Source organism: Bradyrhizobium sp. Kon10 (assembly GCF_055807395.1).
Window position 1 is genome coordinate 37399 of sequence record NZ_JBVVOZ010000004.1, and the last position, 24205, is coordinate 61603.

Genomic DNA, 24205 nt, shown 5'->3' on the forward strand with positions numbered 1-24205 from the left:
ATTCGATGCGGAGTTTTCGGATATGAGGCGGGTTGTCGTCACGGGTCTTGGCATGGTGTCGCCGCTCGGCTGCGGCGTCGAGCCGACCTGGAAACGCATCCTCAACGGCGAAAGCGGTGCGCGCAAGATCGAGAGCTTCGACGTCTCCGATCTTCAGACCAAGATCGCTTGCACCGTGGTGCGCGGCGACGGTTCGAACGACAGCTTCAATCCGGATATCTGGATGGAGCCGAAGGACCAGCGCAAGGTCGACGACTTCATCATCTTCGGCATGGCGGCTGCGGGCCAGGCGCTCGACGATGCCAACTGGCATCCCGAGTCCGAAGAGGACAAATGCGCGACCGGTACCATGATCGGTTCCGGCATCGGCGGCCTCAACGGCATTGCTGAGACCGCGGTCCTGTTGAAGGAACGCGGGCCGCGCCGGGTGTCGCCCTTCTTCATTCCGGGTCGCCTGATCAATCTCGCCTCCGGCTATGTCTCGATCAAGCATGGGCTGAAGGGACCGAATCATTCGGTGGTCACGGCCTGCTCGACCGGCGCACATGCGGTCGGGGATGCCGCGCGCCTGATTGCGCTCGGCGACGCCGACGTCATGGTCGCCGGCGGCGCTGAATCGCCGATCGGCCGCATCGGTATCGCCGGCTTCAACGCCGCCCGTGCGCTGTCGACCGCGTTCAACGAGACGCCCGAGAAGGCCTCACGTCCCTACGACAAGGGCCGCGACGGCTTCGTGATGGGCGAGGGCGCCGGCGTCCTCGTCCTGGAAGAGCTCGATCACGCCAGGCGCCGTGGCGCCAGGATCTACGCCGAGGTGATCGGCTACGGCCTCTCCGGCGATGCCTATCACATCACCTCGCCGTCGCCCGACGGCGACGGCGGATTCCGCAGCATGGCGGCGGCGTTGAAGCGCGCCGGCCTGACGCCATCCGATCTCGACTACATCAACGCGCACGGCACCTCGACACCGCTCGGCGACGAGATCGAGCTTGGTGCGGTCGAGCGGCTCCTTGGCAATGCCGCCTCGAAGGTCGCGATGTCCTCGACCAAATCCTCGACCGGCCATCTGCTCGGCGCGGCCGGCGCGATCGAGGCGATCTTCGCCCTTCTCGCGATTCGCGATAATGTCGTGCCGCCGACCATCAATCTGGACGATCCGTCGGTCGACACTGCGATCGATCTCGTGCCGCATCTGGCGAAGAAGCGCGAGGTCAATGTCGCGTTGTCGAATTCTTTTGGTTTTGGCGGTACCAATGCGTCGGTGATCTTCCGCCGCTTGGCCAGTTAGCTTGCGTTTGAAGCGAATCCACCGTTTTGCCGTATTCGGCGATAGTCATACATGTGGGCGCGTGCATTTGGCAGGACAAGCGATTGTCAGGCCGCAATTGAACCGGCAGGATTCAGGTTGCTTCGATGAGTGAAAGGCCGCCCATTTCGCCCCGGAGCCCGCGGGCAGCGCTCGAGCCCGAGCAGGTGCCGCCGCCGCCGAAGCGATCGGAGCGGGCGCGCAACCCCTTCGTGATCGTCGGCAACGCCATCATTACCCTGCTGCTGATCGCGATGATCGGTGCGGGTGGCGTTTATTATTATGGCCGGCAGGTGCTGGAGGCGCCCGGGCCGCTGCAGGAAGACAAGATCGTCAACATCCCGCAGCGCGCCGGCAAGCGCGACATCGCCGAGACCCTGAACCGGGAAGGCGTCACCGACGTCAATCCGTGGGTGTTCATTGCAAGCGTCGCTGCGCTGAAGGCGAGCTCGGACCTCAAGCCCGGTGAATACTCGTTCCAGAAGAACGCGTCGTTGCGCGACGTCATCGCCACCATCGTCGAGGGCAAGGTGGTGCAGCATGCCGTCACGATACCGGAAGGCCTGACGTCCGAGCAGATCGTGGCGCGGCTGTCCGACAACGACATCTTCACGGGCAGCGTGCACGAGGTGCCGCGCGAAGGCACGCTGCTGCCGGAGACCTACAAGTTCCCGCGCGGGACCCCGCGCGACCAGGTGATCCAGCGCATGCAGCAGGCGCACAAGCGCGTGCTGGCCGAGATCTGGGAACGCCGCAATCAGGACATTCCGGTCAAGACTCCCGAGCAATTGGTGACGCTGGCCTCGATCGTCGAGAAGGAGACCGGCAAGCCGGACGAACGCAGCCGCGTTGCGGCGGTGTTCGTCAATCGCTTGAAGCAGAAAATCAAGCTGCAGTCCGATCCCACGATCATCTACGGCATCGTCGGCGGCAAGGGCACGCTGGGCCGGCCGATCAAGCGCAGCGAGATCACGCAGCCCTCGCCCTACAACACCTATGTGATCGAGGGCCTGCCGCCGGGCCCGATCGCCAATCCCGGCCGCGCCTCGCTCGAGGCCGCCGCCAATCCGGCCCGCACCCGCGACCTCTTTTTCGTTGCCGACGGCAGCGGCGGGCATGCCTTCACCGAGACCTACGACGCGCACCAGAAAAACGTCGCCAAGCTGCGTGCCATGGAAAAGCAGATCCAGAACGACACGGTCGAGCCGGCCGACGAGGCACAGGCGCCAGCGGCCTCCGCGCCCGCAGCCGCCGATACCGCGCCAACCGCGACCACGCCGAAGCCGACCCAGCAGAAGAAGCCGCCAGCCCGCACGGCGCCGGCGCGGCAGGGCGCAGCCCAGCCCATGCCGCCGGTGATCCAGCGCTAGCGCAGGCCTGCCCACGGGACTTTGCGGATTACACTTTCCTGCAAAATAGTCTTAAGATTCGCATGCCTTGATGGCCTCGCGAATCTCATCTGTCCGGAGAAACTGACCCGATGGCGCTGTCGTCCATGACCGGCTTTGCCCGAAGCCACGGCGCGAGCGGGCCGTACACGTTCGAATGGGAATTGAAGTCGGTCAACGCCAAGGGCTTCGACCTGCGGGTGCGCCTGCCGCAGGGGTTCGACGAGCTCGAGGCCTACGCCAAGAAGCGCGCCGGCGAGCTTTTGTCGCGCGGCACCGTCTACGCCAATCTCACGGTCAAGCGCGCCAATGCCGCAGCCTCCGTCCGGGTCAATGAGGACGTGCTTAGCGCCGTGCTGAAGGCCGCTGCCGTGATCGCCGGCAAGGTCGACGCGGTGGCGCCGAGCGTTGACGGCCTGCTTGCCATCAAGGGTGTGATCGAGGTCGCCGAGCCCGAGGGCGACGAGGAGGAGGACAAGGCCGCGCGTGCCGCCGCAGCCGAAGCCTTCGACAAGGCGCTCGCCGAACTGGTCGAGATGCGCAAGCGCGAGGGGAGCTCGCTCGGGCAGATCCTGATCCAGCGGGTTGACGAGGTCGAGGTGCTGGCGAAAAAGGCCGAGGCCGCGCCGGGCCGCAAACCCGAGGCGATCAAGGCCAGGCTCACCGAGCAGATCGCTGCGCTGCTCGACACCTCCGACCGTTTCGATTCCGACCGCCTGATGCAGGAGGCGATCCTGATCGCGACCAGGGCCGACATCCGCGAGGAGCTCGACCGTATCGCCTCGCACGTCGCGCAGGCGCGCGAGCTGATCGGCAAGGGCGGTCCGGTCGGCCGCAAGCTCGACTTCCTGGCGCAGGAGTTTCATCGCGAGGTCAACACTTGCTGCTCGAAGTCGAACGACATCGAGCTGACCAATACCGGGCTCGCCATGAAAAACGTGGTCGAGCAGTTTCGCGAGCAGGTCCAGAATCTGGAGTGATCGATGACGACGGGCGGTCACGGAACTGAGGGAGTCGAGCGGCGCGGGCTGATGTTCGTGCTGTCCTCGCCATCGGGAGCGGGCAAAACGACGCTGTCGCGGATGTTGCTCGAGCGAGAGCCCGGCCTGAAGATGTCAGTGTCGGCGACCACGCGTCAGAAGCGGCCGGGAGAGGTCGAGGGGCGCGACTATTTCTTCGTTGGCAAGCCAAGGTTCGAGGCGATGGTGGAGCAGGGGGAACTGCTCGAATGGGCCACCGTGTTTGACAATCTCTACGGGACGCCGCGTGCTCCGGTGGAGGCGGCACTATCGGCCGGGCAGGATGTGCTTTTCGACATCGACTGGCAGGGCACGCAGCAACTGCACCAGAAAGCGAGTGTCGATGTAGTTCGCGTGTTCATCCTGCCGCCCTCGGCCGCAGATCTCGAGAAGCGGCTGCATTCGCGCGCGCAGGATTCCGACGAGGTGATCCGCAATCGGATGAGCCGCGCCAGCCACGAGATGAGCCATTGGGCCGAATACGACTACATCGTCATCAACCACGACGTCGATGAGGCCTTCGCCGAGGTGCAGTCCATCCTGAAGGCCGAACGGCTCAAGCGCGAGCGGCGGATTGGCCTCGTCGGTTTTGTGCGATCTCTGCAAGGTCAGCTTCAAGGCTAGGCTGCGTCAGCCGCGGCCCTTCCTTCGCCAGCCGTTCCAGCATCGCCGTGATGATGTCGATGTCGACGGCGTCCTCATCACGTGCATTTTCATCGCGAGCGGTTGGCGCTTCGTCATGGCTGTCGTCGGCAGCCAAGTCAGGCGCTGCGGCCTCGATCTCGAACCCCTCGTCGAATATCTCGCGCGCGGTCTCGTTAGGTTCTGCTTGTGCTGTCTCGGCGTGGACGGAAGGGGCCTGGGCTGCCACCCTGGCGATCGCGTCGGTGAATGCGGCGAGTTGCGGAGCCTGGGGACGCGCGGCATCGAAGTCCACCGGTCGCGGCCGTTCTTCTGCGCGGGCCGCCGGGGCCGGCGCGGCATTGAGCCACGGCGCGCGGCTGTCGTCGTGCTGCGGCTCCGCATGATCCCAGTTCACACGGCGATCGCCCGCATGAACGCGGACGCGCCCGCCTGCGAAGCGGTAGATGATGCTGGCGAGGAGGCCTGCGAGGGCCAGCGCGCCGCCCACGACCAACAGCAGCATCTGGAGCGAGCCGGTCGGCTTGTCCGCGGGCGCCTCGGCCGCGGCGAGCGTCACCGGAGCAGGGGAAATGGCAGGTTTCGCGCTCGGCTGCGGATCCGATGCCACTGGAGCAACCGGCGGCGGCGCGGGCACGGCGGCTGTCGCCGGAGTATCGGGCCAGCGCGAGGTAACGGCGGGAGGCTGCGCATTGCTGTCGGCATCGGTAGTTGCGGCCTGCGGCGCTGCTGCAGGCGCGGGCTGCGCAGTTGGGGCGGTGCTCTGCGGCGCGATGTACTCGGCGTGCGCATCCTGAACCGATGGCGTCGGCGCGGAATTCGGCTGCGGCGCGCTGCTTGCGCTCTGCGTCGTGGTTGCGGCCTTGCCGCCTTCGGCGCGCAGGTACCAGCACTGGCGATTGGTCGAGCGTTCGAGGCGATAGAACCAATGCTGTCCCTGCGGCGCCGTGCCCTTCGGCGCGGCGAGGCAATCGCCGGCCGGATTCGCCGTGCTTGCGGTGCTCGGTGCGCTCGGCACGCTCGGCGCGTTCTGCGACACGGCGGCCAATGGCGCGCCGGCAATGATGCTGCCCGCAAGCGCGGATATGAACTTCGCGGATCGGTTGCCCATCCTGGTCTCCCGGTGACGCATGACGCTACTCGTTACCTTCCCTGTCTGATCAAAGACTTGGGTGGCAATGAGCCGCAAATCCGGAGAGGATGTGGCCCAAATCGGGCCTGCGCGGCGGTTGTTCCGTCGCAAAATCAGGCATTTTCAGCACGCCTGGTCATTCCGGGGCGCGCGTAGCGCGAGCCCGGAATGACTAAGGAAATGACTAAGGAGAGGAGAGCGAATGGACAACTACGTTTAGCTGCGACAGCCCGGTGGGAGGATGCTCCGCCGCCGCTGCGCGAAGATGAACGTCACTCACGCGCGCAGCAGTCCACCAGCGCGCGCCAGATACGCTTGATTTCTACGGTCCGCTGAAGCTCGACAACGTGGTTCGCGCTCGGCTGTGGCGGTGTCGGTTCCGAGCGCATTTCTCGCGGTTCGATCCAGCGTTCGGATATGGGATCGTACCATCTGCTTGGGTTGATCAACTCAATGTCCCTTCGTTGCGTCGTAGGAGACAAACGCGCCGGAGGTCGGGTGTTCCAAAAAACCGCGCACCGGAGAGAACCCGCGTTTCCGCGCAGGAACCTAGCGTTTGCAAGGTCCACAGAAGAGCTTCTGAGAACGGCAAGTTGGCGATGGACTGCGGCGAGATCTGCGTTGCACGCCGGCCACGCTTCGAACTCTGTTCACGCCCGGAGAACTACGGGAATGCGAACCGGCTGAAGCACTCTGTTCAGGAGTGAACATAACGCGCGCGCGGATTGCATTAGCCTCACGGCCGCCGAGTGCGCCCCGTGCGCTCTGCCCGCCGGACTGCCGGCCTTTACCCACGTACGCCGCCGGCCGGCGGTCCGAGGGCGTGGCTTGCGGGCGCTAAGCAAGCCGCGCTTCGCGCTCAGCCGACCGCTGGTTGAGCGCCACGTAGCTTCGGTAGGCGTCGATCGCCTTGTTGCCGAGCATCAGCGGGCGGCGCTCACCGGTTTTCAGCTGCGCTTCGATGGCATCGAGAATGACGTTTGCGGACGCATCAGGAGAGCCGAGCTCCCCGGTCATCTCGAGGCAGCTCCAGGCAATGAAGAATGCGCTTTCGACGGTGCAGCGGATCGACATGTGCTGCCAACGCCGTATGGCCCAGGCCGTTCCGCGCGCTCGGTACGAAGCCGCGGTATATCGGGCGCGCTGTTGCGGCTCAGTTCTTCAGCACGATGCGGCCGACCACCTTGCCGGCACGGAGTTCCTCGATCCATCTCTGAACGTCGCCCATCGGCTCTTCGCGCATCGGCGTCGGCTTGATCTTGCCTGCGCGCGCCAGCGCCATCAGTTCGTGGGCCTCCGTGAGTGTGCCGACCATGAAGCCCTCGATGGTCATTCGCTTGTAGACCCATTGCACCATCGGCAGCGTGAACTGACCGCCCATCAGGCCGGAGACCACGATCTTGCCGCCGCGTGCGGCGACCGCGACCGCAAACGCCATCGACTTCTCGTTGCCGGCGAAATCGACGATCTCGTCAAAGCCCCCGTCGGTGTCCTTGAGGATACGCTTGATGACATCGGGCTCGGACGGATCATAGGCGGCCGCTGCGCCGTTGGTCAGCGCGCTGTCGCGCGCGGCCGGGCTGAGATCCGCGACCGTGATCGGCTGCTTGAACATGGCTTGCGCAAATGACAGACCCATCATGCCGACGCCTCCGAGACCGATCAGCAGGAGGTTGCGCTGGCGCGGACGGTCGACCAGGCGCTTGAGCGCGCCGTACGCCGTGACGCCCGAGCACATCAGGGTCGCGGCCTGGTTGATGGGCAGGGGATCGTAGTCCAGCAGATATTTCGCGTCCGGCACCAGCACGTGGCTGGCAAAGCCGCCATCGATGGAGACGCCGAGGAAGCGCTGCTTCGCACAAAGATTCTCGTCGCCATTGGCGCAGTCGCGGCACTGGCCGCAACCGATCCATGGAAACACAGCCTTCTTGCGGCCGACAAGCTCGGCCGGCACGTCGGGGCCGACCTCGTCGACCACGCCGGCGATCTCGTGGCCGAGCGTGAACGGCAGCGTCATGCCGCGCGTGGTGTCGAGTTTCTTGCCGCCGCCGAGATCGGCATAGCCGTCCTGGATATGCAGGTCGGAATGGCAGAGCCCGCAGCGCTCGATGCGGACCAGCACCTCGCGTCCTTGCGGCTTGGGCGTGTCGACGATGGTCTCGCACAGCGGCGCATCGAACTTGACCAGGGACTGCCGACGCATCAACGCCATATTCCTTGCTCCGAAATTTGTCTCTTAACTTTCGTTTCGTATATCGGCCAATTCACGCGCCATGGCAACAAAACCTGCAATGGGAATGGTCTCGGCGCGCCGCGTCGCATCGATGCCGGCGGCTGCGGCAAGCCGCGCGGGATCGACGCCGAGCGATTTCAGGCTTTGGCGCAGCATCTTCCGGCGTTGACCGAAGGCGGCGGCGGCAACCTGTTCGAGCATCTTGCGATCGCAGGGAAGCGGGCTTGCGCGCGGCACCAGGCGCACGACGGAGGAAGTGACCTTTGGCGGCGGCACGAAGGCGGACGGCGAAATGTCGAACAGGATCTTCGTCTCGCAACGCCAGTTGGCGAGCACGCCGAGACGGCCATAGGGCTCCTCGTCCTCGCGCGCCACGATGCGCTCGCCCACCTCGCGCTGAAACATCAGGACCATCAGCTCGTACCAGGGCGGCCAGGGCTCGCTGCTCAGCCAGCCGATCAGGAGATGGGTCGCGATGTTGTAGGGCAGGTTGGCGACGATTTTTGCTTTCTCGCCTGAGAGCAGAGGTCGGGGATCGAAGCTCGTGGCATCGCCGTGCACGATCTCGAGCCGGCCCGGATAGCGAGCGGAAATATCCTGCAACGCCGGGATCGCGCGCTCGTCATGCTCGATGGCGATGACGCGTCTGGCGCCAAGCGCGAGCAGCGCGCGCGTCAACCCGCCGGGGCCCGGGCCGATCTCGACGATGGTGGAATCGTCGAGCGGTGCCGCCGCGCGCGCGATGCGGGCGGTGAGATTGAGGTCGAGCAGGAAGTTCTGACCGAGCGATTTGCGGGCCGACAGAGCGTGCTGGCGAATGACCTCGCGAAGCGGCGGGAGGTCGTCGATTGCGCTCATCAGCTTGTTGCAGCCGCCATGCGGCTTGCAAGCCTCAATGCCGCGATCAGGCTCGCTGGATTGGCCTTGCCGGTGCCGGCGATGTCGAACGCGGTGCCGTGATCCGGCGAGGTGCGGATGAAGGGCAGGCCGAGCGTGACATTGACCGCGTTGTCGAAGGCGACCGTCTTGATCGGGATCAGCGCCTGGTCGTGATACATGCAGACCGCGCAGTCATAGGTGTCGCGGGCAGCCTCGTGGAACATGGTGTCGGCGGGCAAGGGGCCTTTCGCGTCGATGCCGTCGTTGCGCAGCGCCTTGAGCGCCGGCGCGATCACCGTCTGCTCCTCATGGCCGAGCGAGCCGTCTTCGCCGGCATGTGGGTTAAGGCCGGAGATCGCGATCCGCGGCCGGGCGATGCCGAAGCGCGATGTCAGCTCGGTCGCGACGATACGCACGGTCGAGATGATCAGCTCGCTGGTGAGCTGGCTCAGCGCCTCGCGCAAGGAAACGTGGATCGTCACCGGCACGACGGCGAGCCGCGGCGACCACAGCATCATCACCGGCTGCGGCACGCGGCCGTCCTGCTGGGCGAGCTCGGCGAGGAATTCGGTGTGGCCGGGATGACGGAAGCCGGCGCGGTAGAGCACGCTCTTGGCGATCGGGTTGGTGACGACGGCGGCGGCGCGCGCCTCGCGCACGTCGGCGACCGCCTGGCGGATCGAGGCGAGGGCTGCCGGTGCGCTCGATGCATCGGGTTTGCCGGCCTCGGCCGTCGCACGCTCGCCGGTCGCAACCACGGGCAGGGCCTCGGTGAAGGCGGCCGCGGCTTCGCTTGCGCTCACGGAAGCAATCCTGACGTCAGCACCGAGCGAGTTGACCAGCGCCTTGGCACGCCGCGCGATCAGCGCCTCGTCCCCGAGCAGATAGAAAGCCGGCAGGTTCAATTCGCGGCGCCGGAGCCAGGCAGCGATGGTAATGTCGGGGCCGATGCCGGCGGGCTCTCCCAGCGTCAGGGCGAGGGGCTTTGCAGGAGCGCTGGCCATCAGCGGTTGCGATATTCGATCATCGCCGCCTTGCGGACCTCTTCGAGATAGGCCTTCTGGGTCTTCTCGTATTTCTCGGAGTACATCTTCTCGCGGATCTCGCGCTTCTTCGGCGTGTCGATCGTGGTCGGCTTGCGCGCGCACACCACGACCATCTCGATGCCCTGCTTGGTCACCTCGGGCGCGGTCAGATGGCCGATCGGCGTGTCGTCGAGCACCTTGCGCAGCGACTCGGGCAGGTCGGCGGTCGTCTTGGTGACGGTCTCGCGGATGGTGGCATTCGGCGTCGAGCGGAACAGCGAATTGGCCTCCTCGCAGCTCGTAACCCGCGTGCGATAGCCCTCCGCCTCCTTCTGCCGCGTCTCCAGAAATGCCGGGGACGATCCGCGCGGCACGATCAGCACGATCGGCTGCATCTTGTATTCGGTGCCCTCGATCTGGAGCTGGTCGTTGCCGCCTTCCCGCACCTTGTCGGCGACGTCCTTCTCGCCGACCAGCAGCTTCTCCTTGAAGCGGCCGCGAACGAGGCTGGTCCAAACCATCTCGGACCTCATGCGGCTCTTCAGGGTTTCGGGGCGGACGCCCTTGACCTCGAGCGACTTGGTGAGCTGATCCGGCGAGATGCGCATGCGCTGCGCCATGCCCTCGTAGGACTGGTTGATGTCGGAGACGCCGGGATCGACGCCGTATTTCTTGCCTTCCTTGATCTTCACCTTGTCGTCGATCAGCTCGTTGATGACGTCCTGCCGGCTCGGAGTCTTCTGCGTCGTCAGCTGGTCGAGCTTCGAGCGCTGCTCGATATCGAAATCGGTGATGGGATCGCCGTTGACCATCACCACGATGTTCTGCGCCCGTGCCGGCGCGCCGGCCAGGATCAGCGCCGCGCCAAGGACGAGCAGGAGGAAGCGGAAGACAGGCAAGGGGGTCGTCATGGTTGTCGCTCGTATGTCAGCCGCGGTGAACCTGAGATCGGGAACACGCCGCCGTCACTTCAAACCGTTCACTGCAAGCCGCCCGCGGAACTGCTGGTGGTCGACGTGGTCGCCAGCGTGCGCAGGCCGATCTGGAACATGAACGCGTGGCTCAGCACGGGCGGCGTCGTGCCCGCGGAGTAGCTATACGAAGTTACATAGTTCGCCGCCAGCACGAAGCAATCGTCGACGTAGCCGGCGCCGAGCACATATTGGTTGATCTTGTTGGCCTCGAGGTCCCAGCGCGCCGAGCCCGACACCACCCAGTTGGTCGCGACCTTGATCGAGCCGGTGGTCAGGATGCCCTCGCGGCGGGTCAGATAGCCGAGCTCCGGCTGCGGCGCGTAATTGCCGTACATCATGCTGATGGACCAGCGATTGAAATTGGCGCGGCCTTCCGCCTCGAAGCGCTGGATATTCCAGGTCTGCTCGTCCATGCGCGAGCGGACGCTGAACGTATAGGTGCTGTTCGGCGAGTAGGCGACGCTCGCCACGTAATCGGACCGCGGCTTCTGGAGGCCGGAATCGACGCCGGTATTGATGGTGTCTTGAACCGCGAAGGAGTTCATGCCGAACAGCTGGTAGGACTGCCCGAACAGCGTCTTGACGGCGCCACCCCGGTCGAACTGCGTCGTGGCCTGCACGCCGACATTGGCGCGGCCGCCGCCCTCGACGCGGTCGTAACCGGAGAACTTGTCGACGCTGAACAGGTTCGAGGTGTCGAACACCATGCTCTGCGCATCCTCGTTCGGAAGCTTGCCGGCATAGGTCTCGTTCGGCCGGATGATGATCTGCGCGATCGGCTCGACGGTGGTCGAGCCCCAGGGCTGAACGTTGATGAAGGGATAGCGGTATTCGAGGCCGACGGTCGGCATCAGGCGGAATGCCTGAGTGTCGCCGACCGGCAGGTAGTTCGACACGCCCGGCTGGTTGGACACGTCGGAGTTGATCGCGTCGGCGCGGAGAATCGCGAACGGCGTCCAGATCTCGCCGAACGGATCGGTGTAGGACTTGCGCCACTGCGCTTCCGCCGTCAGGCGGGTGTAGGTGCCGGGGAAGCCGCGCAGGAGACATCCGTTGGGCATGCTGCGCGCACCGGGGTCGGCCGATGCAATCGCGCAGAGGCCTGAGGTGTTGGAGGTCGTCGTGATCGGGTCAAACACCGCGTCGTTGCGGGTCAGGTTGACGAAGTTGGTCTTGTACGAGAACTCGCCGCCGAACACCGGATAGTTAAGCACGTTCGAATAGTCGATCACGGGGTAGACGACCGGGACCTGCTGCTGGTTGCCCGAGAAGCTCAGGAAGTACATCGTGCGCGCGTCGAAAAAGCTGCGATTGCCGACGCCGGTCAGATAAAGCTGCGAAAGCGCCTCGGTAGGCAGGTTGAGGAACGATCCGAGCGGATCCTTATACGCCGCGAGCCGGTAGTCGGAGAAGAAGTAGTAGTCCGACATCAGGACGCCGTCCCAGCCCCAGACCCACTTGTCGTTCAGCGCGAACTGACCCTTGGTGTCGAGGGCGCCGCGGAACTGGCGGTCGCCGGGCTGCCCGGCAAATGCGCCGGGGTCGAGTTGGTCGATGCCATAGGCGCGTATCTGATAGGCGCCGTCGATCAGACGCTGCCGGAATTCGCCCTGCAGCAGCACGCCCTGCCGCGACATGAATCGTGGGGTGAAGGTCGCGTCCATGTCGGGCGCGATAGCCCAATAATACGGGACCTCAGCGCCAAAACCGGTGTTCGTCGTGCCGGGAAAGTAACCGGGCATCAGGAAGCCGGACTTGCGCTTCACGGTCGGATCGGGCGTCGAGAAATACGGCATGTAGGCGAGCGGCACGCCGTAGAACTCGAGCTGCGCCGTTTCGAAATACAGCATCTTCTCCTGCTGGTCGTGGATGATGCGGGCACCCTTGACCTGCCAGAGCGGAGGCTTCTTCGGATCGTCCCGACACGGTGCGCAAGCCGTGTAGACGCCGTTCTCGAACACCGTGTAGTTGCCGCTGGAGCGATCGGCGCGGGTCGCAGCCATGCGGGTCTGGTCGGCGGTGTCCACCCGCAGCGAATCGACGAAACCGTCGCGGTAGTCGTCGGAGAGATCCATGATCTCGGCATAGGTGATCTTGCCGTCGGCATCCGTCATGCGGATGTTGCCTTCGGCATGGAGCCGCTTGGTCTTCTGATCGTAGATGACCCTGTCGGCCTCGACGCTGGTGCCGTTGTAGAACAGCTGCACATTGCCGACCGCGGAGACACGCGAATTGTTGTAGTCGTAATCGACCTCGGTCGCCTGCACGAGCATCTGGTTGTCGTTGGGCGCCTTCGGAGGGGTTGGACGTGGCGGCCGCGGATTATAGGTGAAGCTCTGGGCGGCGGCCGGCGTCACCGCGGCAAGATCAATCATGCCGGCAAGCGATGCGACAGCGGCGAGCGCAAGCAGGGCCTTACGCGCAGACAAACCAAAACGCGCGGACAAACCAAACCCGTTCGCGCGCACGCAGGTGCGCAACGCCAAACCAGGCACGAGTCCTCGGCGGACGGTGGTCACTAGCCGTCCTCCTGATACAGCAAGGCCAAAAAGCCGGTGAGGCCGCCCACCACCACGGGCAACCACGCCGCAGCGATCGGATGCATCAACTCAGCCTTGCTCAAGTCTTCAGTCACTTTCGACAAAACGTAGAGCAGAAAGCCTGCGCCCACGCCACTCAAAACCATCTTCTGTACGCCGCCCATCCGGAAGAAGCGCAACGACACCGAGGCCGCGAGCATCACCATGGCGGCGAGCAAAAACGGCTGTGCCAGAAGCTTCTGATACTGGAGTCGATATCCGGCTGTCGCGAAGCCCGAGCTCTCGGAGGAGCGGATGTAGCTCGGTAGTTGCCAAAAGGACACAGTTTCGGGTGTGGAAAAGCTGTTGCGGACCTGCGCCTCGGTCAGCGTCGTTGGAATCTCCAGGCTGGCCTGGTCGATCGGCGGCGAGTCCAGCGTGAAACGGCGGACGCCCTTGAACAGCCAGCGGCCGGACTCGAGCGTCGCCTCGCGCGCCTCGACCCGCTCCTTGAAGTGCTGCTCTGTGTCAAACCGGAACAGGGTCAGTCCCGTGAGCCGCACGCCTTGCTGTTCGCTGCGCGCTGCATTGATGATGGTCTGGCCGTCATCGGTGACCTGATTGAGCCAGAAGCCCGACGCGTCCTGGATGCCGCCGCCGGGCGCCGAGCCGAACAGCTCCGCTTCCATGCGCTTGGAGAGCTCACGGAGGTTGGCCGAGATCGGATTGTAGACCACGGTGGCGATCACGCCGATGATGAGCGCGCTGCCGAGCGCGGGCGAGATGAACTGCCAGGCCGAGATGCCGGCGGCGCGCGCGACCACGAGCTCGAGCCGGCGCGAGAGGGCGAGATAGCACGTCATGGCGCCGATCAGCATGCAGAACGGCGTCAGCTTCTCCAGCAGCTGCGGCACCCGGAACAGCGACGTCTCCGCCACCATTACCGCGGAGGCGGAGGCAAGGCCCGAAGTCTTGCGCACCATCTCGATATAGTCGACCAGCACCAGCAGCAGGAAAATGCTCACGAAGACGCCGAGCGCCGCGACCACGAACCGGCCGGCGAAATAGCGTCCGAGCGTGTTGGTAAGCATGCTCATGCGGTGGCCGGCCGTCCGAACAGCCGCGCGATGCGCGCGTTCGACCTGTTGATCGCCTCCATGATGCCGGCGGGCGGCTCGACCACGATGCCGCCGACGATCAGCCACATGCCGGCGCCGATCGCGGTCGCCAGCATCGCATATTGAACGACTGCTGCGAGCGGCGACTTCACGGCCATCACCGAGCAGGCGAACCCGGCCATGCGCAGGCCGAACACCGCGAGCACCGAGCCGCCGATCGAGAAGTTGCGGCTCTGGCGCGTGGTGCGCGGCGCGCCGAGGAACGCGAAGGTCAGCGCCGCAAACGCAAACGGATAGAGCGGCGCCATCAGGCGATCATGCAGCTCGGACCAGAACTGGCCGGGGACGGCCTTGTAGACCGGGTCGTCCTCGGACGGCGAGAACAGCTCCCAGAGATAGCGTTCGCGGATGCCGAGAGTGACGTCGTGACCCTGGTTGGAGAATTTCGACATGTCGAAGCCGTAGCGGCCGAATGCCACCAGCGCCGGGTCGCGTTTGCCGAGCTCAAAGCGCTGGAGATTGCCGTCCTTGAGAACCAGGAACGATCCGTTGTCGTTCTTTACGACCTCGCCGTGCTCGGCGACGATCGAGACACGCTCGTTCGGATCGCGGCGGTCGTCGATGAAGATGCCGGCAAGGATGCCGCCGGGCTGGCGTTCGCGGATCCGGATCGTGAGATTCTTGTCGAGCTGGGCGAAGCGGCCGGGCTGGAGGATGTTGGTGAGCACGTCGGCGGTGATCTCGGCGTCCCATTGCTTGATCCGCCGCATGCCGTCGGGGGCGAGATAGGCCGAGATGAAAGCGACCAGCAGCGCCACCACGCAGGTGGCGTAGAAGAACGGATAGAACAGCCGGAACGGCGAGAAGCCGGCGGCATTCATCACGATGATCTCGGAATCGGTCGCGAGCTTGTTCAGCGTGTGCGAGATCGCGATCATCAGCGCGATCGGCGAGATGATCAGGACCAGCGCCGGGATGACGAGGCTGGTGATGCCGAGGAAGGTCAGGATGGTCTGACCCTGGCTCGTCATCAGGTCGATGCCGCGCAACGCCTGCGTAATCCAGATCACGCCGGTGAGGCTGACCAGGACGAGCGCAAACGACGCCAGCGTCGTGCGGAAGATATACCTATCGATTGACCCCATGCGCTACCGCACGAATCCCCACCAAGCCCCGATGCCGTCCCCGGAATTTCCGGCTGTCCGACCCATCCCGCAAGGGAGCCCCAGGGTCGTTGCAGCCATCTCGTCCGCTCGTTCAGTTTCTCAGTACCATCCCTTTGATCCGTCAACAAAATGGCTGAGCAATGGCGCCGTCAATATATGGTTAATATTTCCCTCGTTGTGGCGTAGCTGCCACGGGCGGTGCTTGGCATCGGCCCTGCCTGTGGCCCATAGTGTGGAAAGTCCAGTGAATCGCCGTTCAGATCCGAGCCTTGGCCGGGATCGCCGATCGGCAAAAGCCCCATGTTCTTGAGGAGTTACCCATGTCCGATGCCATCAAGGTCGGCTTCGTCCCGTTGGCTTCCGCCGCCCGTGGCATTCTGGTCGTGTTCTGTGACGAGGGTCTGAAGCTTGGGCCGGCGACGGCCAAGGCGCTGGCCGGTGCTGGCGATCTCGTGAAGCGGGCCGCCACCGCCACCTCATTCAAAGGGAAAAGCGGCGCGGCCCTGGACATCCTCGCGCCCGAGGGTCTGAAGGCAGACCGCCTGATCGTGATCGGCACCGGGAAGGCGTCAGCCCTGAAGGCGAACGATTTCCTCAAATTCGGCGGCATGGCGGCGAGCAAGCTCAAGGCGGGTTCCGCGGCCATGACGATCATGGCGGAACTGCCTGACGGCGCCATGACGAGCGAGCAGGCGGTTGCGGTCGCCGCGGGCCTGCGGCTGCGCACCTACAAGTTCGACCGCTACAAGACCAGGAAGAAGGATGGCGAGGAGGGGGTCTTGCGCGCCGACATCTCGCTCGCGGTCGGCGATGCGGCTTCGGCCAAGAAGGCCTTTGCCGCAGCCGGCGCGGTCGTCGAGGGCGTCATCATCGCGCGCGACCTCGTCAACGAGCCGCCGAACGTGCTCTACCCCGAGGAGTTCGCGCGGCGCGCCAGCCAGCTCCGCAAGCTCGGCGTCAAGATCGAGGTGCTTGATGTCAAGGCGATGCAGAAGCTCGGCATGGGCGCGCTGCTCGGCGTCGGCCAGGGCTCGGCGCGCCCGAGTCGCACCGTGATCATGCGCTGGGATGGCGGCAGGAAGGGCGAGGCGCCGGTCGCCTTCGTCGGCAAGGGCGTCTGTTTCGACACCGGCGGCATTTCGATCAAGCCGGCCGGCAGCATGGAGGACATGAAGGGCGACATGGGCGGCGCGGCCTGCGTCGTCGGCCTGATGCATGCGCTCGCGGCGCGCAAAGCCAAGGTCAACGTGGTCGGCGCCATCGGCATTGTCGAGAACATGCCCGACGGCAACGCGCAGCGGCCGGGCGACATCGTCACTTCGATGTCGGGCCAGACCATCGAGATCATCAACACCGACGCGGAAGGCCGGCTCGTGCTGGCCGACGTGCTCTGGTACGTGGCCAAGAAGACGAAGCCGAAATTCATGGTCGATTTGGCGACGCTGACCGGCGCGATCATGGTCGCGCTCGGCACCGAGCACGCCGGCATGTTCTCCAACAATGACGAGCTTGCCGATCGGCTTCTCAAGGCCGGTGCCGAAAGCGGCGAGAAGGTGTGGCGCATGCCGCTCGGCCCCGAATACGACAAGCTGATCGATTCCCAGTTCGCGGACATGAAGAACACCGGCGGCCGCCATGGCGGCTCGATCACCGCGGCGCAGTTCCTCCAGCGCTTCGTCGACGGCACGCCCTGGGCCCATCTCGACATCGCCGGCACCGCCATGGGTGCGCCGAAGACCGACATCAACCAGAGCTGGGGGTCCGGCTATGGCGTCCGCCTGCTTGATCGATTGGTCGCGGATCATTACGAGCGCAAATGACCTGAGATGACCGAAGTTCTATTCTACCATCTGCAAAACATGACGGTTGAGAACGTCTTGCCGCCGCTTCTGGAGAAATCGCTGGAGCGGGGCTGGCGGGTCGTGGTGCAATCGACCTCGCCGGAACGCGCCGATGCGCTGGACGCGCATCTGTGGACTTATCGCGACGATTCGTTCCTGCCGCACGCGACGTGGCGCGTGAACGACGCCGCCGACCAGCCGATCGTGCTGGCGATCGACGAAAACAATCCGAACGGCGCCAATGTTCGCTTCCTGATCGACAACGCCGGACTGCCTCAGGATTGCCAGGGGTATGAGCGCATGGTGCTGCTGTTCGACGGCGACGATCCGGACGCGCTCGCCTTCGCCCGCAGCACCTGGACGGATTGCAAGACGCGCGGATTTGAGGTCACCTATTGGCAGGCCGACGAGCGGGGGCGGTGGCAGCGGCGGAATTAGCGCTCGCTGCAATTAATGATAATTTGTACTTTCGGCCGGACACTGGTTTCGGCCACCTTCGTGCCGCAAAGTGATGTTGGGACAATCGCTTAGGACTGGTCCTTCAGGCGGGGAATTTAGCTTATCGTGCGACACCACAAGCTTCCAAAGTCGCTTATCGTTGCGTTGGCCGCTGTCGCGCCGCTGATCGCGGGCTGCTCCGGCGGGACCGATCTGCTGTCGAAGGACGCCGAATGGTTCAACAAGCCGAGCCGCCTGTTCATCAGGAACATCTCGATCGAGTCGCCGCCGCTGACCCCCGACAAGCCGGTCGGGGCTGAGGATCTCGTCAGCGCCGACGGCGCCTGTCCCGGTATGGCGCCGCCCCCGGGGCCCGCGGATGCCAATGCGTCGACGACAGCGCCGGCAGCCATGGGCGGCACGGTCGCGCTCGGCCACACCGAATGCGACGTGGTCCGCGGCATCGGTGCGCCCTCAAGCATCAACCTCTCCAACGACGCCGCCGGCCGGCGCGTTGCGGTGGTCACCTGGAACACGGGTCCGCGGGCGGGCATCTACACGTTCACGGCAGGGCGTCTGTCCTCGATCGAAGGCACGCCGGAGGCGCCGGTTGTTCCGAAGCCGGCCAAGCCGAAAGCGAAGAAGAAAGCGGCGACGTAGAGCCGCGCGTCAAGCCGGCTTTCGGTTCGGGTGACGACACCTGGAATCTCCTCCGAGATACGTTTTTCCGCGGCAAATTCCGAGGCCGAGTTTAAGACCAAGCGCGGGAATCGCACGGGCAATTTGGTTCCACCCGCTTGCCCGCTGGAGCCTATCCCGCCGCCTCGTCAAACTGTGTGCTCGCCTCGAGCCATCGCTCTTCGGCGCGCGCCAGCGCATCCGCCGCATTCGCGCGCGCCTTTGAGAGTTGCGCGGCCTGCTTGGGATCGCGCGTAAAAATATCGGGCAGTGCTAGCGCGGTGTCGATCTTGGCGATGATCTCGCTGACGCGGGCGATCTCGGATTCGGCGTCCGCGATGCGCTTCTTCAGCGGGCCGCGATTGTCCGACCTCGGACGCTGCGGCTTGTCGGCCGTGGCGCTGCGCTCGCGCGGGGCGGGCTCGCCGTTGCGCGAGGACAGCACCAGGCGGCGGTACTCGTCGAGGTCGCCGTCGTAATTGGTCACGGTACGGTCGGCGACGATCCAGAGCTGATCGGCGCAGGCCTCGATCAGATAGCGATCATGCGATACCATGATGATCGCGCCCGGAAACTCGTTGATCGCCTCGGCAAGTGCTGCGCGGCTGTCGATGTCGAGATGGTTGGTCGGCTCGTCCAGGATGATCATGTTGGGGCCGAAGAAGGTCGCAAGCCCGAGCAGCAGCCGTGCCTTCTCGCCACCGGACAGTTTCGCAACCTTGGTGTCAGCCGCCTTGCCGGAAAAGCCGATCGCGCCTGCGCGGGCCCGTACCTTGGCTTCGGGCGCATCGCCCATCAGCTTGCGGACGTGATCATAGGTCGAGGCGTCCTCGTTCAGCTCGTCGAGCTGATGCTGCGCGAAATAGGCGATCGACAGCTTGTCCGCGCGCGTCACCTTGCCCGAGAACGGCGCAAGCCGGCCGGCAAGCAGCTTCACCAAGGTCGACTTGCCGTTGCCGTTGGCGCCGAGAAGCGCGATCCGGTCGTCATTGTCGATCCGCAGCGTCACGCGGTTGAGCACCGGCGTCGCCGGATCGTAGCCGACCGAAACGTTGTCCACGGCGATGATCGGCGGCGACAGCAGCTTCTCGGGCGCCGGGAAGCTGATCTCGCGCACGTCCTCGGTCACCAGCGCATTGATCGGCTTCAGCCGCTCCAGCATCTTGACACGAGATTGCGCCTGGCGCGCCTTCGACGCCTTGGCCTTGAAGCGGTCGACGAAGGCCTGCAGGCGCGCGCGCTCGGCTTGCTGGCGCTTGACCTGCTTGGCGTCGAGCAGCTCGCGCGCGGCGCGCTGCTCTTCGAAGGAGGAGTAGGTGCCGCGATAGAGCGTGAGCTTGCCGCGCTCGAGATGCAGGATCTGGTCGACGGAGCTGTCGAGCAGGTCGCGGTCGTGGCTGATCACGATCACCGTGCGCGGATAGTGCGCGAGGTGATCCTCCAGCCACAGCGTGCCTTCGAGGTCGAGATAGTTGGTGGGCTCATCGAGCAGCAACAGGTCGGGCGCTGCGAACAGCGTCGCGGCCAGTGCGACGCGCATGCGCCAGCCGCCGGAGAATTCGGCACAGGGACGTGCCTGGTCGGCCGCGGAAAAGCCGAGGCCGCTGAGAATTGCCGCGGCACGGCTCGGCGCCGAATGCGCCTCGATGTCGACGAGCCGGGTCTGGATTTCCGCAATCCGGTGCGGGTCGGTGGCGCTTTCGGCCTCGGAGAGCAGGGCGTCGCGTTCAAGGTCGGCCTTGAGCACGACCGAGATCAGGCTTTCGGGGCCGTTCGGCGCTTCCTGCGCAAGGCTGCCGACGCGCCAGCGCGGCGGCAAGGTCACCGTGCCGTGTTCGGCCGCGAGCTCACCGCGGATCACCTTGAACAGCGTCGACTTGCCGGTGCCGTTGCGCCCAACCATGCCGACGCGCGAGCCGGGCGTGATCTGCACGGAGCTCTGATCGATGAGTAGGCGTCCGGCGAGGCGGATGGAGAGGTCGGTGATGGAGAGCATGCGGCCTTGTCACCGCAAGGTGCCGCGAACGCAACCCGTTTTTGCGCCGGTCAGTTGCGCGAACCGCTCTCGCGATCGCGCTTCTGCAACTCGTTCAGGAGCTGTTCGAGATGGGTCGGGAGCCGCGGCTCGGGCCGAAGGCTCTGCTGAAGCCGTTCGCCCACGGCATCGCAAATCGAGCGGCTGGTGCGCCGGTCGATCTGTTCGCTGTCATTGGCGAAAAGCCCAGTCATTGTGAGGTTCCATGCTTGCAATGTAACGACACGGTACCAAGTCATTGGCCCGCAATTGGTTTCGCCGCGCGTCGGGAAAGCCAGTCATTCTAGTAAAAATTGTATGAATTCGCCGCATCTCCCGAATACACGAGGCCCCGGCGGGGGGACGCCGGGGCCTCACTTGGAGGGTACCGTTGGGGGGCGGTACCTCAGGAAGGTGCTGTCGGGCTCAGTAGCAGCGGTTGATCAGCCGCCAGCGGGGTCCCCAGGGGGTCGGGACCAGCCGGCGCACATAGCATCCGCCATAGCCATAAGAGACGGGGGCATAAAAGCGCGGGCCACCCCAGCCGTAGCCGTGATGCCAGCCACCACCGCCGTGCCAGCCCCAGCCGCCATGCCAATGAGCGGAGGCGGAGGTCGGTGCCAGCGCGGCACCCAGCGCGACCGCGGCAACCGCAGCAAGCGAAAGTTTCCTCAACATGGTGATCTCCTCAAAACTGTCGGCGCGGGCCTGTCGCGTCGATGGAAAGGCCGCCGAAACGGTCGGCCTCGGGAGGAGGCTTTGGTTTCGATGGACCAGACATTATCCCGACGAGGCTGAACCAAACCCTGATGGGGCCTTCAGATTGGGTTCATCCGGGTGAAATCGTTGTAATCCATCTTGGAATTGGAGCCCGTGGCGCCGCGGCGAAGTGCCGGTGTGCCCGCTTTGACGGTCGCTTGCCGTAGCGCGACGGCGCCGATATAAGCCCCGCAACTCCGAACCACCGCTTTCTCCTGCAAGGACAAGATCATGGCCATCGAACGCACTTTCTCGATCATCAAGCCCGACGCGACCGCGCGTAACCTGACCGGCGCGGTGAATGCCGTGATCGAGAAGGCGGGCCTGCGCATCGTCGCGCAGAAGCGCATCCGCATGACCAAGGAACAGGCCGAGACCTTCTATGCCGTCCACAAGGCGCGGCCGTTCTTCGGCGAGCTCGTCGAATTCATGACCTCGGGTCCGGTCGTGGTCCAGGTGCTCGAAGGCGAGGGTGCCGTCGCCAAGTATCGCGACGTGATGGGCGCGACCGATCCGTCCAAGGCGGCCGACGGCACCATCCGCAAACTCTATGCGAAGTCGATCGGAGAGAACTCCGCGCACGGCTCGGACGCACCTGAGACCGCGGCGATCGAGATCGCCCAGTTCTTCTCCGGGAACGAGATCGTCGGCTGATCCGTCAGCCCACAGACTAGGTTTTCGGGGCGAAAGGACGCATTTTGAACTGGTTCTGGCAGATCTTCGATCCGGCCACGATCGGGGCATTCGTCACCCAGTTCCGCAATGAGATGGCCGAGCCGACCTTCTGGATTGCGGTCGGCAAGATCATCTGGATCAACATCCTGCTCTCCGGCGACAACGCGCTGGTGATCGCGTTGGCCTGCCGCGGCCTGAAGCCGCGGCACCGGCTATGGGGCATGGTGCTCGGCGCCGGGGCCGCGGTGCTGCTCCGGATCATCTTCACCGGCATCGTCGTGAGCCTGATGGGGTTGCCGTACCTCAAGCTGGTCGGCGGTCTCGCGCTGATCGTGATCGCGGCAAAGCTGCTCGTGCCGGAGAACGAGGACGAGGAGGGCGTCGAGTCCGCCTCGCATCTCTGGCAGGCCGTGCAGATCGTCGTGATCGCCGACATCGTCATGAGTCTCGACAACGTCATCGCGGTTGCCGCCGCCGCCAATGGCAGCGTGCCGTTGTTGGTCCTCGGCCTTGCCATCAGCGTTCCTCTCATTGTCGCGGGCGCGGCGCTGATCATGGCTCTGCTGTCGAAGCTGCCGGTCCTGGTCTGGGCGGGTGCGGCGCTGCTCGGCTGGATCGCCGGCGAAGTGATCGCGACCGATCCCGGCATCGCGCCGAAGCTGCACGCGCTGTTCGACGGCCCGCTCGGCGAGTGGCTGGACAGGATTCTCGCCAGCCTGCATCTCCCGCCGCAATTCGCCCATGGCGTCGGAGGCGGCGAATATCTTTGCGCAGCGCTCGGCGTCATCCTCGTGCTGGTCGTCGGATCGATCTGGCGCCGGCGCAGCCTGAGCCTGGCCGCGCTCGAGGCCTCCGAGCGCCACGCAAAAGTCTCGGCCGAGTAACTAGCGTCGCACGATCGAGCCCGCGCGGCCGATGAGCCGCGCAAGCTGCTTGAACCGGCTGCCGACGCGGTCGGCGACGAGATCACCGAGGCGGTGCTCGAACACCAGCATCAAGTTGCGGCCCTGGCTGCGGAAATGGGTCGCGGGCAGCACCCCCGGGCGCGCCGCCGAGATCAGATGCGCGACGCGGAACGCCGCACCCAGCAAACGGGCGCGTTCGAGCTGCGCCGGTGTCAGCAGCTCCTGCATCGTCAGCGGCGGCTGGTTTTCCTCGCTCAGGCCCGCATAGCGATAGAACACCGACAGTCCGACGAAGGCGCGCTCGATGTGGGTGATCGCGCCGAAATTGCCGTTGACGACGAGGCTCAGCGTCTGCTCGCCGCGGTGGTCGGGATGCACGCGCCAGCCGATGTCGGAGAGCAGGCAGGCGGCGTGGCGCAAGCGGCGCTCCTCCTCGGTCTCCCGCAGCTTCACCACGCGCGCGAGGCGGTCGGTCCAGGAGATGAGCTCGCGGGCGTGGCGGGCCGAGCGCGAGAGCAACTGGTTGAGCTCCTCTGCCGCGCAGATCAGCCCGTCCTTGTTGCGTTCGGTGTCCGACAGCTTCTCGTGCAGCAGCCCCTCGCGCACACCGAAGGTCGAGAATACGATTGTCTTGGGCTTCGCCACGCGGATGATGTGCTCGAGCACCAGCGCGGCATAGGTCAGGAGAGGGCGCCTCGCATCCGCGACGGTCTCGATGTCGGCCAGCATGTCGGCAGCCGCAAGACGACGCAGACGACGCGAGAAGTCGAGAGCTTCGGCCGCAGAAATGGAATAGCCGTGCATTACCTGGAGCGGATAGCCGCTCTGGATGATGTGGATGCGCGCAAGCGCACGCCAGGTGCCGCCGACCGCATAAAAGCTGCGGCCGCTGCCCGCCTTGAGCTGCGCCACCTCGTCGAGCTCCTCGCGCACGATGCGGTCGGCGCGCTTGAGCGATTTATGCGCAAGGTCCTGGAGCGCGAGGCCGCCGAGCGGCAACGTGACGCCGCTGCGCACGCTGTTTTTGCGCACGTCGATCAATTCGAGCGAGCCGCCGCCGAGGTCGCCGACGATGCCATCCGGATGATGAATCCCCGAGATCACGCCCAGCGCCGACAGCCGCGCCTCGCGCGGGCCGGACAATATCTCGATTTTGACGGCGCAGATGCGCTCGGCCCTGGCGATGAAGTCGGGGCCGTTGGAGGCGTCGCGGCACGCCGCGGTCGCGATCGCAAACACGCGGCCGACCTGCATCACCCGGCACAGCGCGCGAAAGCGCTTGAGCGAGGTCAGCGCCTTGGCGACCGCGTCCGGCGCAAGCAGGCCGGTGCTCTGCACCTCGCGCCCGAGGCCGCACAGCGTCTTCTCGTTGAAGATCGGAATGAGGCTGCGTGTCAGCCCCTCGTAGACGACGAGACGGACCGAGTTGGAGCCGATGTCGATGACCGCGACGCTCGAGCCGCGCTTGCGCGGTCGTTTCACGTCGGCGATCCC

23 protein-coding genes are annotated in these 24205 nt (G+C 65.2%); 9 read left to right on the top strand and 14 right to left on the bottom strand.

What is annotated here, in order from left to right:
• Positions 1-22: 22 nt before the first annotated feature.
• The 4 genes from fabF to gmk all read left to right on the top strand — a co-directional run bounded on the left by fabF (position 23) and on the right by gmk (position 4337).
• A complete protein-coding gene (fabF, locus tag AC0L2O_RS07685) occupies positions 23-1288 on the top strand; it encodes a beta-ketoacyl-ACP synthase II (protein ID WP_369724263.1) in 1266 nt (421 codons plus the stop codon).
• 125 nt (positions 1289-1413) lie between these two features.
• Positions 1414-2676, top strand: a complete 1263-nt coding sequence (gene mltG, locus AC0L2O_RS07690; RefSeq protein WP_369724261.1) for an endolytic transglycosylase MltG — start codon at positions 1414-1416, stop codon at positions 2674-2676.
• Positions 2677-2786: 110 nt separating this feature from the next.
• Positions 2787-3674 carry a YicC/YloC family endoribonuclease gene (locus tag AC0L2O_RS07695; protein WP_473369293.1) on the top strand — a complete coding sequence of 296 codons (888 nt, stop codon included), beginning with the start codon at positions 2787-2789 and terminating at the stop codon, positions 3672-3674.
• 3 nt (positions 3675-3677) lie between these two features.
• Positions 3678-4337, top strand: coding sequence for a guanylate kinase (gene gmk / locus AC0L2O_RS07700; RefSeq protein WP_369724259.1), 660 nt, complete (start codon positions 3678-3680; stop codon positions 4335-4337).
• Here the strand turns inward: gmk and AC0L2O_RS07705 are convergent.
• From AC0L2O_RS07705 to lptF, 9 genes are all read right to left on the bottom strand, one after another.
• Complete coding sequence (locus AC0L2O_RS07705) at positions 4270-5466, bottom strand: hypothetical protein (protein ID WP_473369294.1); 1197 nt, start codon at positions 5464-5466, stop codon at positions 4270-4272. The genes gmk and AC0L2O_RS07705 overlap by 68 nt on opposite strands.
• Before the next feature lie 858 nt (positions 5467-6324).
• Positions 6325-6504, bottom strand: coding sequence for a hypothetical protein (locus AC0L2O_RS07710; RefSeq protein ID WP_369724255.1), 180 nt, complete (start codon positions 6502-6504; stop codon positions 6325-6327).
• 136 nt (positions 6505-6640) lie between these two features.
• On the bottom strand, positions 6641-7699 hold the full coding sequence (locus tag AC0L2O_RS07715) for an alcohol dehydrogenase (RefSeq protein WP_473369295.1): 1059 nt from the start codon (positions 7697-7699) through the stop codon (positions 6641-6643).
• A 24-nt stretch (positions 7700-7723) separates the two neighbouring features.
• Positions 7724-8578: a 16S rRNA (adenine(1518)-N(6)/adenine(1519)-N(6))-dimethyltransferase RsmA gene (gene rsmA, locus AC0L2O_RS07720; protein WP_473369296.1), complete on the bottom strand. Its 855-nt coding sequence runs from the start codon at positions 8576-8578 to the stop codon at positions 7724-7726.
• Positions 8578-9603, bottom strand: coding sequence for a 4-hydroxythreonine-4-phosphate dehydrogenase PdxA (gene pdxA / locus AC0L2O_RS07725; RefSeq protein ID WP_473369297.1), 1026 nt, complete (start codon positions 9601-9603; stop codon positions 8578-8580). Before pdxA ends, rsmA begins: the two co-directional genes overlap by 1 nt.
• Entirely contained in the window at positions 9603-10535 is a 933-nt protein-coding gene (locus AC0L2O_RS07730) for a peptidylprolyl isomerase family protein (protein ID WP_473369298.1), read from the bottom strand. Before AC0L2O_RS07730 ends, pdxA begins: the two co-directional genes overlap by 1 nt.
• 68 nt (positions 10536-10603) lie before the next feature.
• Positions 10604-13117, bottom strand: a complete 2514-nt coding sequence (locus AC0L2O_RS07735) for an LPS-assembly protein LptD (RefSeq protein WP_473369299.1) — start codon at positions 13115-13117, stop codon at positions 10604-10606.
• Positions 13117-14214, bottom strand: coding sequence for an LPS export ABC transporter permease LptG (lptG, locus tag AC0L2O_RS07740; RefSeq protein WP_369724245.1), 1098 nt, complete (start codon positions 14212-14214; stop codon positions 13117-13119). Before lptG ends, AC0L2O_RS07735 begins: the two co-directional genes overlap by 1 nt.
• On the bottom strand, positions 14211-15380 hold the full coding sequence (gene lptF / locus AC0L2O_RS07745) for an LPS export ABC transporter permease LptF (protein WP_473369300.1): 1170 nt from the start codon (positions 15378-15380) through the stop codon (positions 14211-14213). Before lptF ends, lptG begins: the two co-directional genes overlap by 4 nt.
• Before the next feature lie 341 nt (positions 15381-15721).
• On the opposite strand from lptF, the gene AC0L2O_RS07750 reads away from it, so the two are divergent.
• From AC0L2O_RS07750 to AC0L2O_RS07760, 3 genes are all read left to right on the top strand, one after another.
• Complete coding sequence (locus tag AC0L2O_RS07750) at positions 15722-17221, top strand: leucyl aminopeptidase (protein ID WP_473369301.1); 1500 nt, start codon at positions 15722-15724, stop codon at positions 17219-17221.
• A 6-nt stretch (positions 17222-17227) separates the two neighbouring features.
• The gene (locus AC0L2O_RS07755; RefSeq protein WP_473369302.1) at positions 17228-17680 is read left to right on the top strand and encodes a DNA polymerase III subunit chi; all 453 of its coding nucleotides are present in this window, start codon (positions 17228-17230) and stop codon (positions 17678-17680) included.
• Positions 17681-17845: 165 nt separating this feature from the next.
• The gene (locus tag AC0L2O_RS07760; RefSeq protein ID WP_409192900.1) at positions 17846-18340 is read left to right on the top strand and encodes a hypothetical protein; all 495 of its coding nucleotides are present in this window, start codon (positions 17846-17848) and stop codon (positions 18338-18340) included.
• A 151-nt stretch (positions 18341-18491) separates the two neighbouring features.
• Here AC0L2O_RS07760 and AC0L2O_RS07765 read toward each other — a convergent pair whose 3' ends face one another.
• The 4 genes from AC0L2O_RS07765 to AC0L2O_RS07780 all read right to left on the bottom strand — a co-directional run bounded on the left by AC0L2O_RS07765 (position 18492) and on the right by AC0L2O_RS07780 (position 21370).
• Positions 18492-20354: an ABC-F family ATP-binding cassette domain-containing protein gene (locus AC0L2O_RS07765; protein ID WP_473369303.1), complete on the bottom strand. Its 1863-nt coding sequence runs from the start codon at positions 20352-20354 to the stop codon at positions 18492-18494.
• Between the two features lie 50 nt (positions 20355-20404).
• Entirely contained in the window at positions 20405-20587 is a 183-nt protein-coding gene (locus AC0L2O_RS07770; RefSeq protein WP_369724241.1) for a hypothetical protein, read from the bottom strand.
• A gap of 211 nt (positions 20588-20798) precedes the next feature.
• Positions 20799-21050, bottom strand: a complete 252-nt coding sequence (locus tag AC0L2O_RS07775) for a sulfur globule protein precursor (protein WP_473369304.1) — start codon at positions 21048-21050, stop codon at positions 20799-20801.
• Between the two features lie 140 nt (positions 21051-21190).
• On the bottom strand, positions 21191-21370 hold the full coding sequence (locus AC0L2O_RS07780) for a hypothetical protein (RefSeq protein WP_473369305.1): 180 nt from the start codon (positions 21368-21370) through the stop codon (positions 21191-21193).
• Here AC0L2O_RS07780 and ndk point away from each other — a divergent pair.
• Complete coding sequence (ndk, locus tag AC0L2O_RS07785) at positions 21363-21785, top strand: nucleoside-diphosphate kinase (protein ID WP_018456271.1); 423 nt, start codon at positions 21363-21365, stop codon at positions 21783-21785. The genes AC0L2O_RS07780 and ndk overlap by 8 nt on opposite strands.
• 44 nt (positions 21786-21829) lie before the next feature.
• Positions 21830-22690, top strand: coding sequence for a TerC family protein (locus AC0L2O_RS07790; RefSeq protein ID WP_369724238.1), 861 nt, complete (start codon positions 21830-21832; stop codon positions 22688-22690).
• Here the strand turns inward: AC0L2O_RS07790 and ppx are convergent, their stop codons facing one another.
• Positions 22691-24193, bottom strand: a complete 1503-nt coding sequence (ppx, locus tag AC0L2O_RS07795; RefSeq protein ID WP_369724236.1) for an exopolyphosphatase — start codon at positions 24191-24193, stop codon at positions 22691-22693.
• Positions 24194-24205 lie beyond the last annotated feature (12 nt).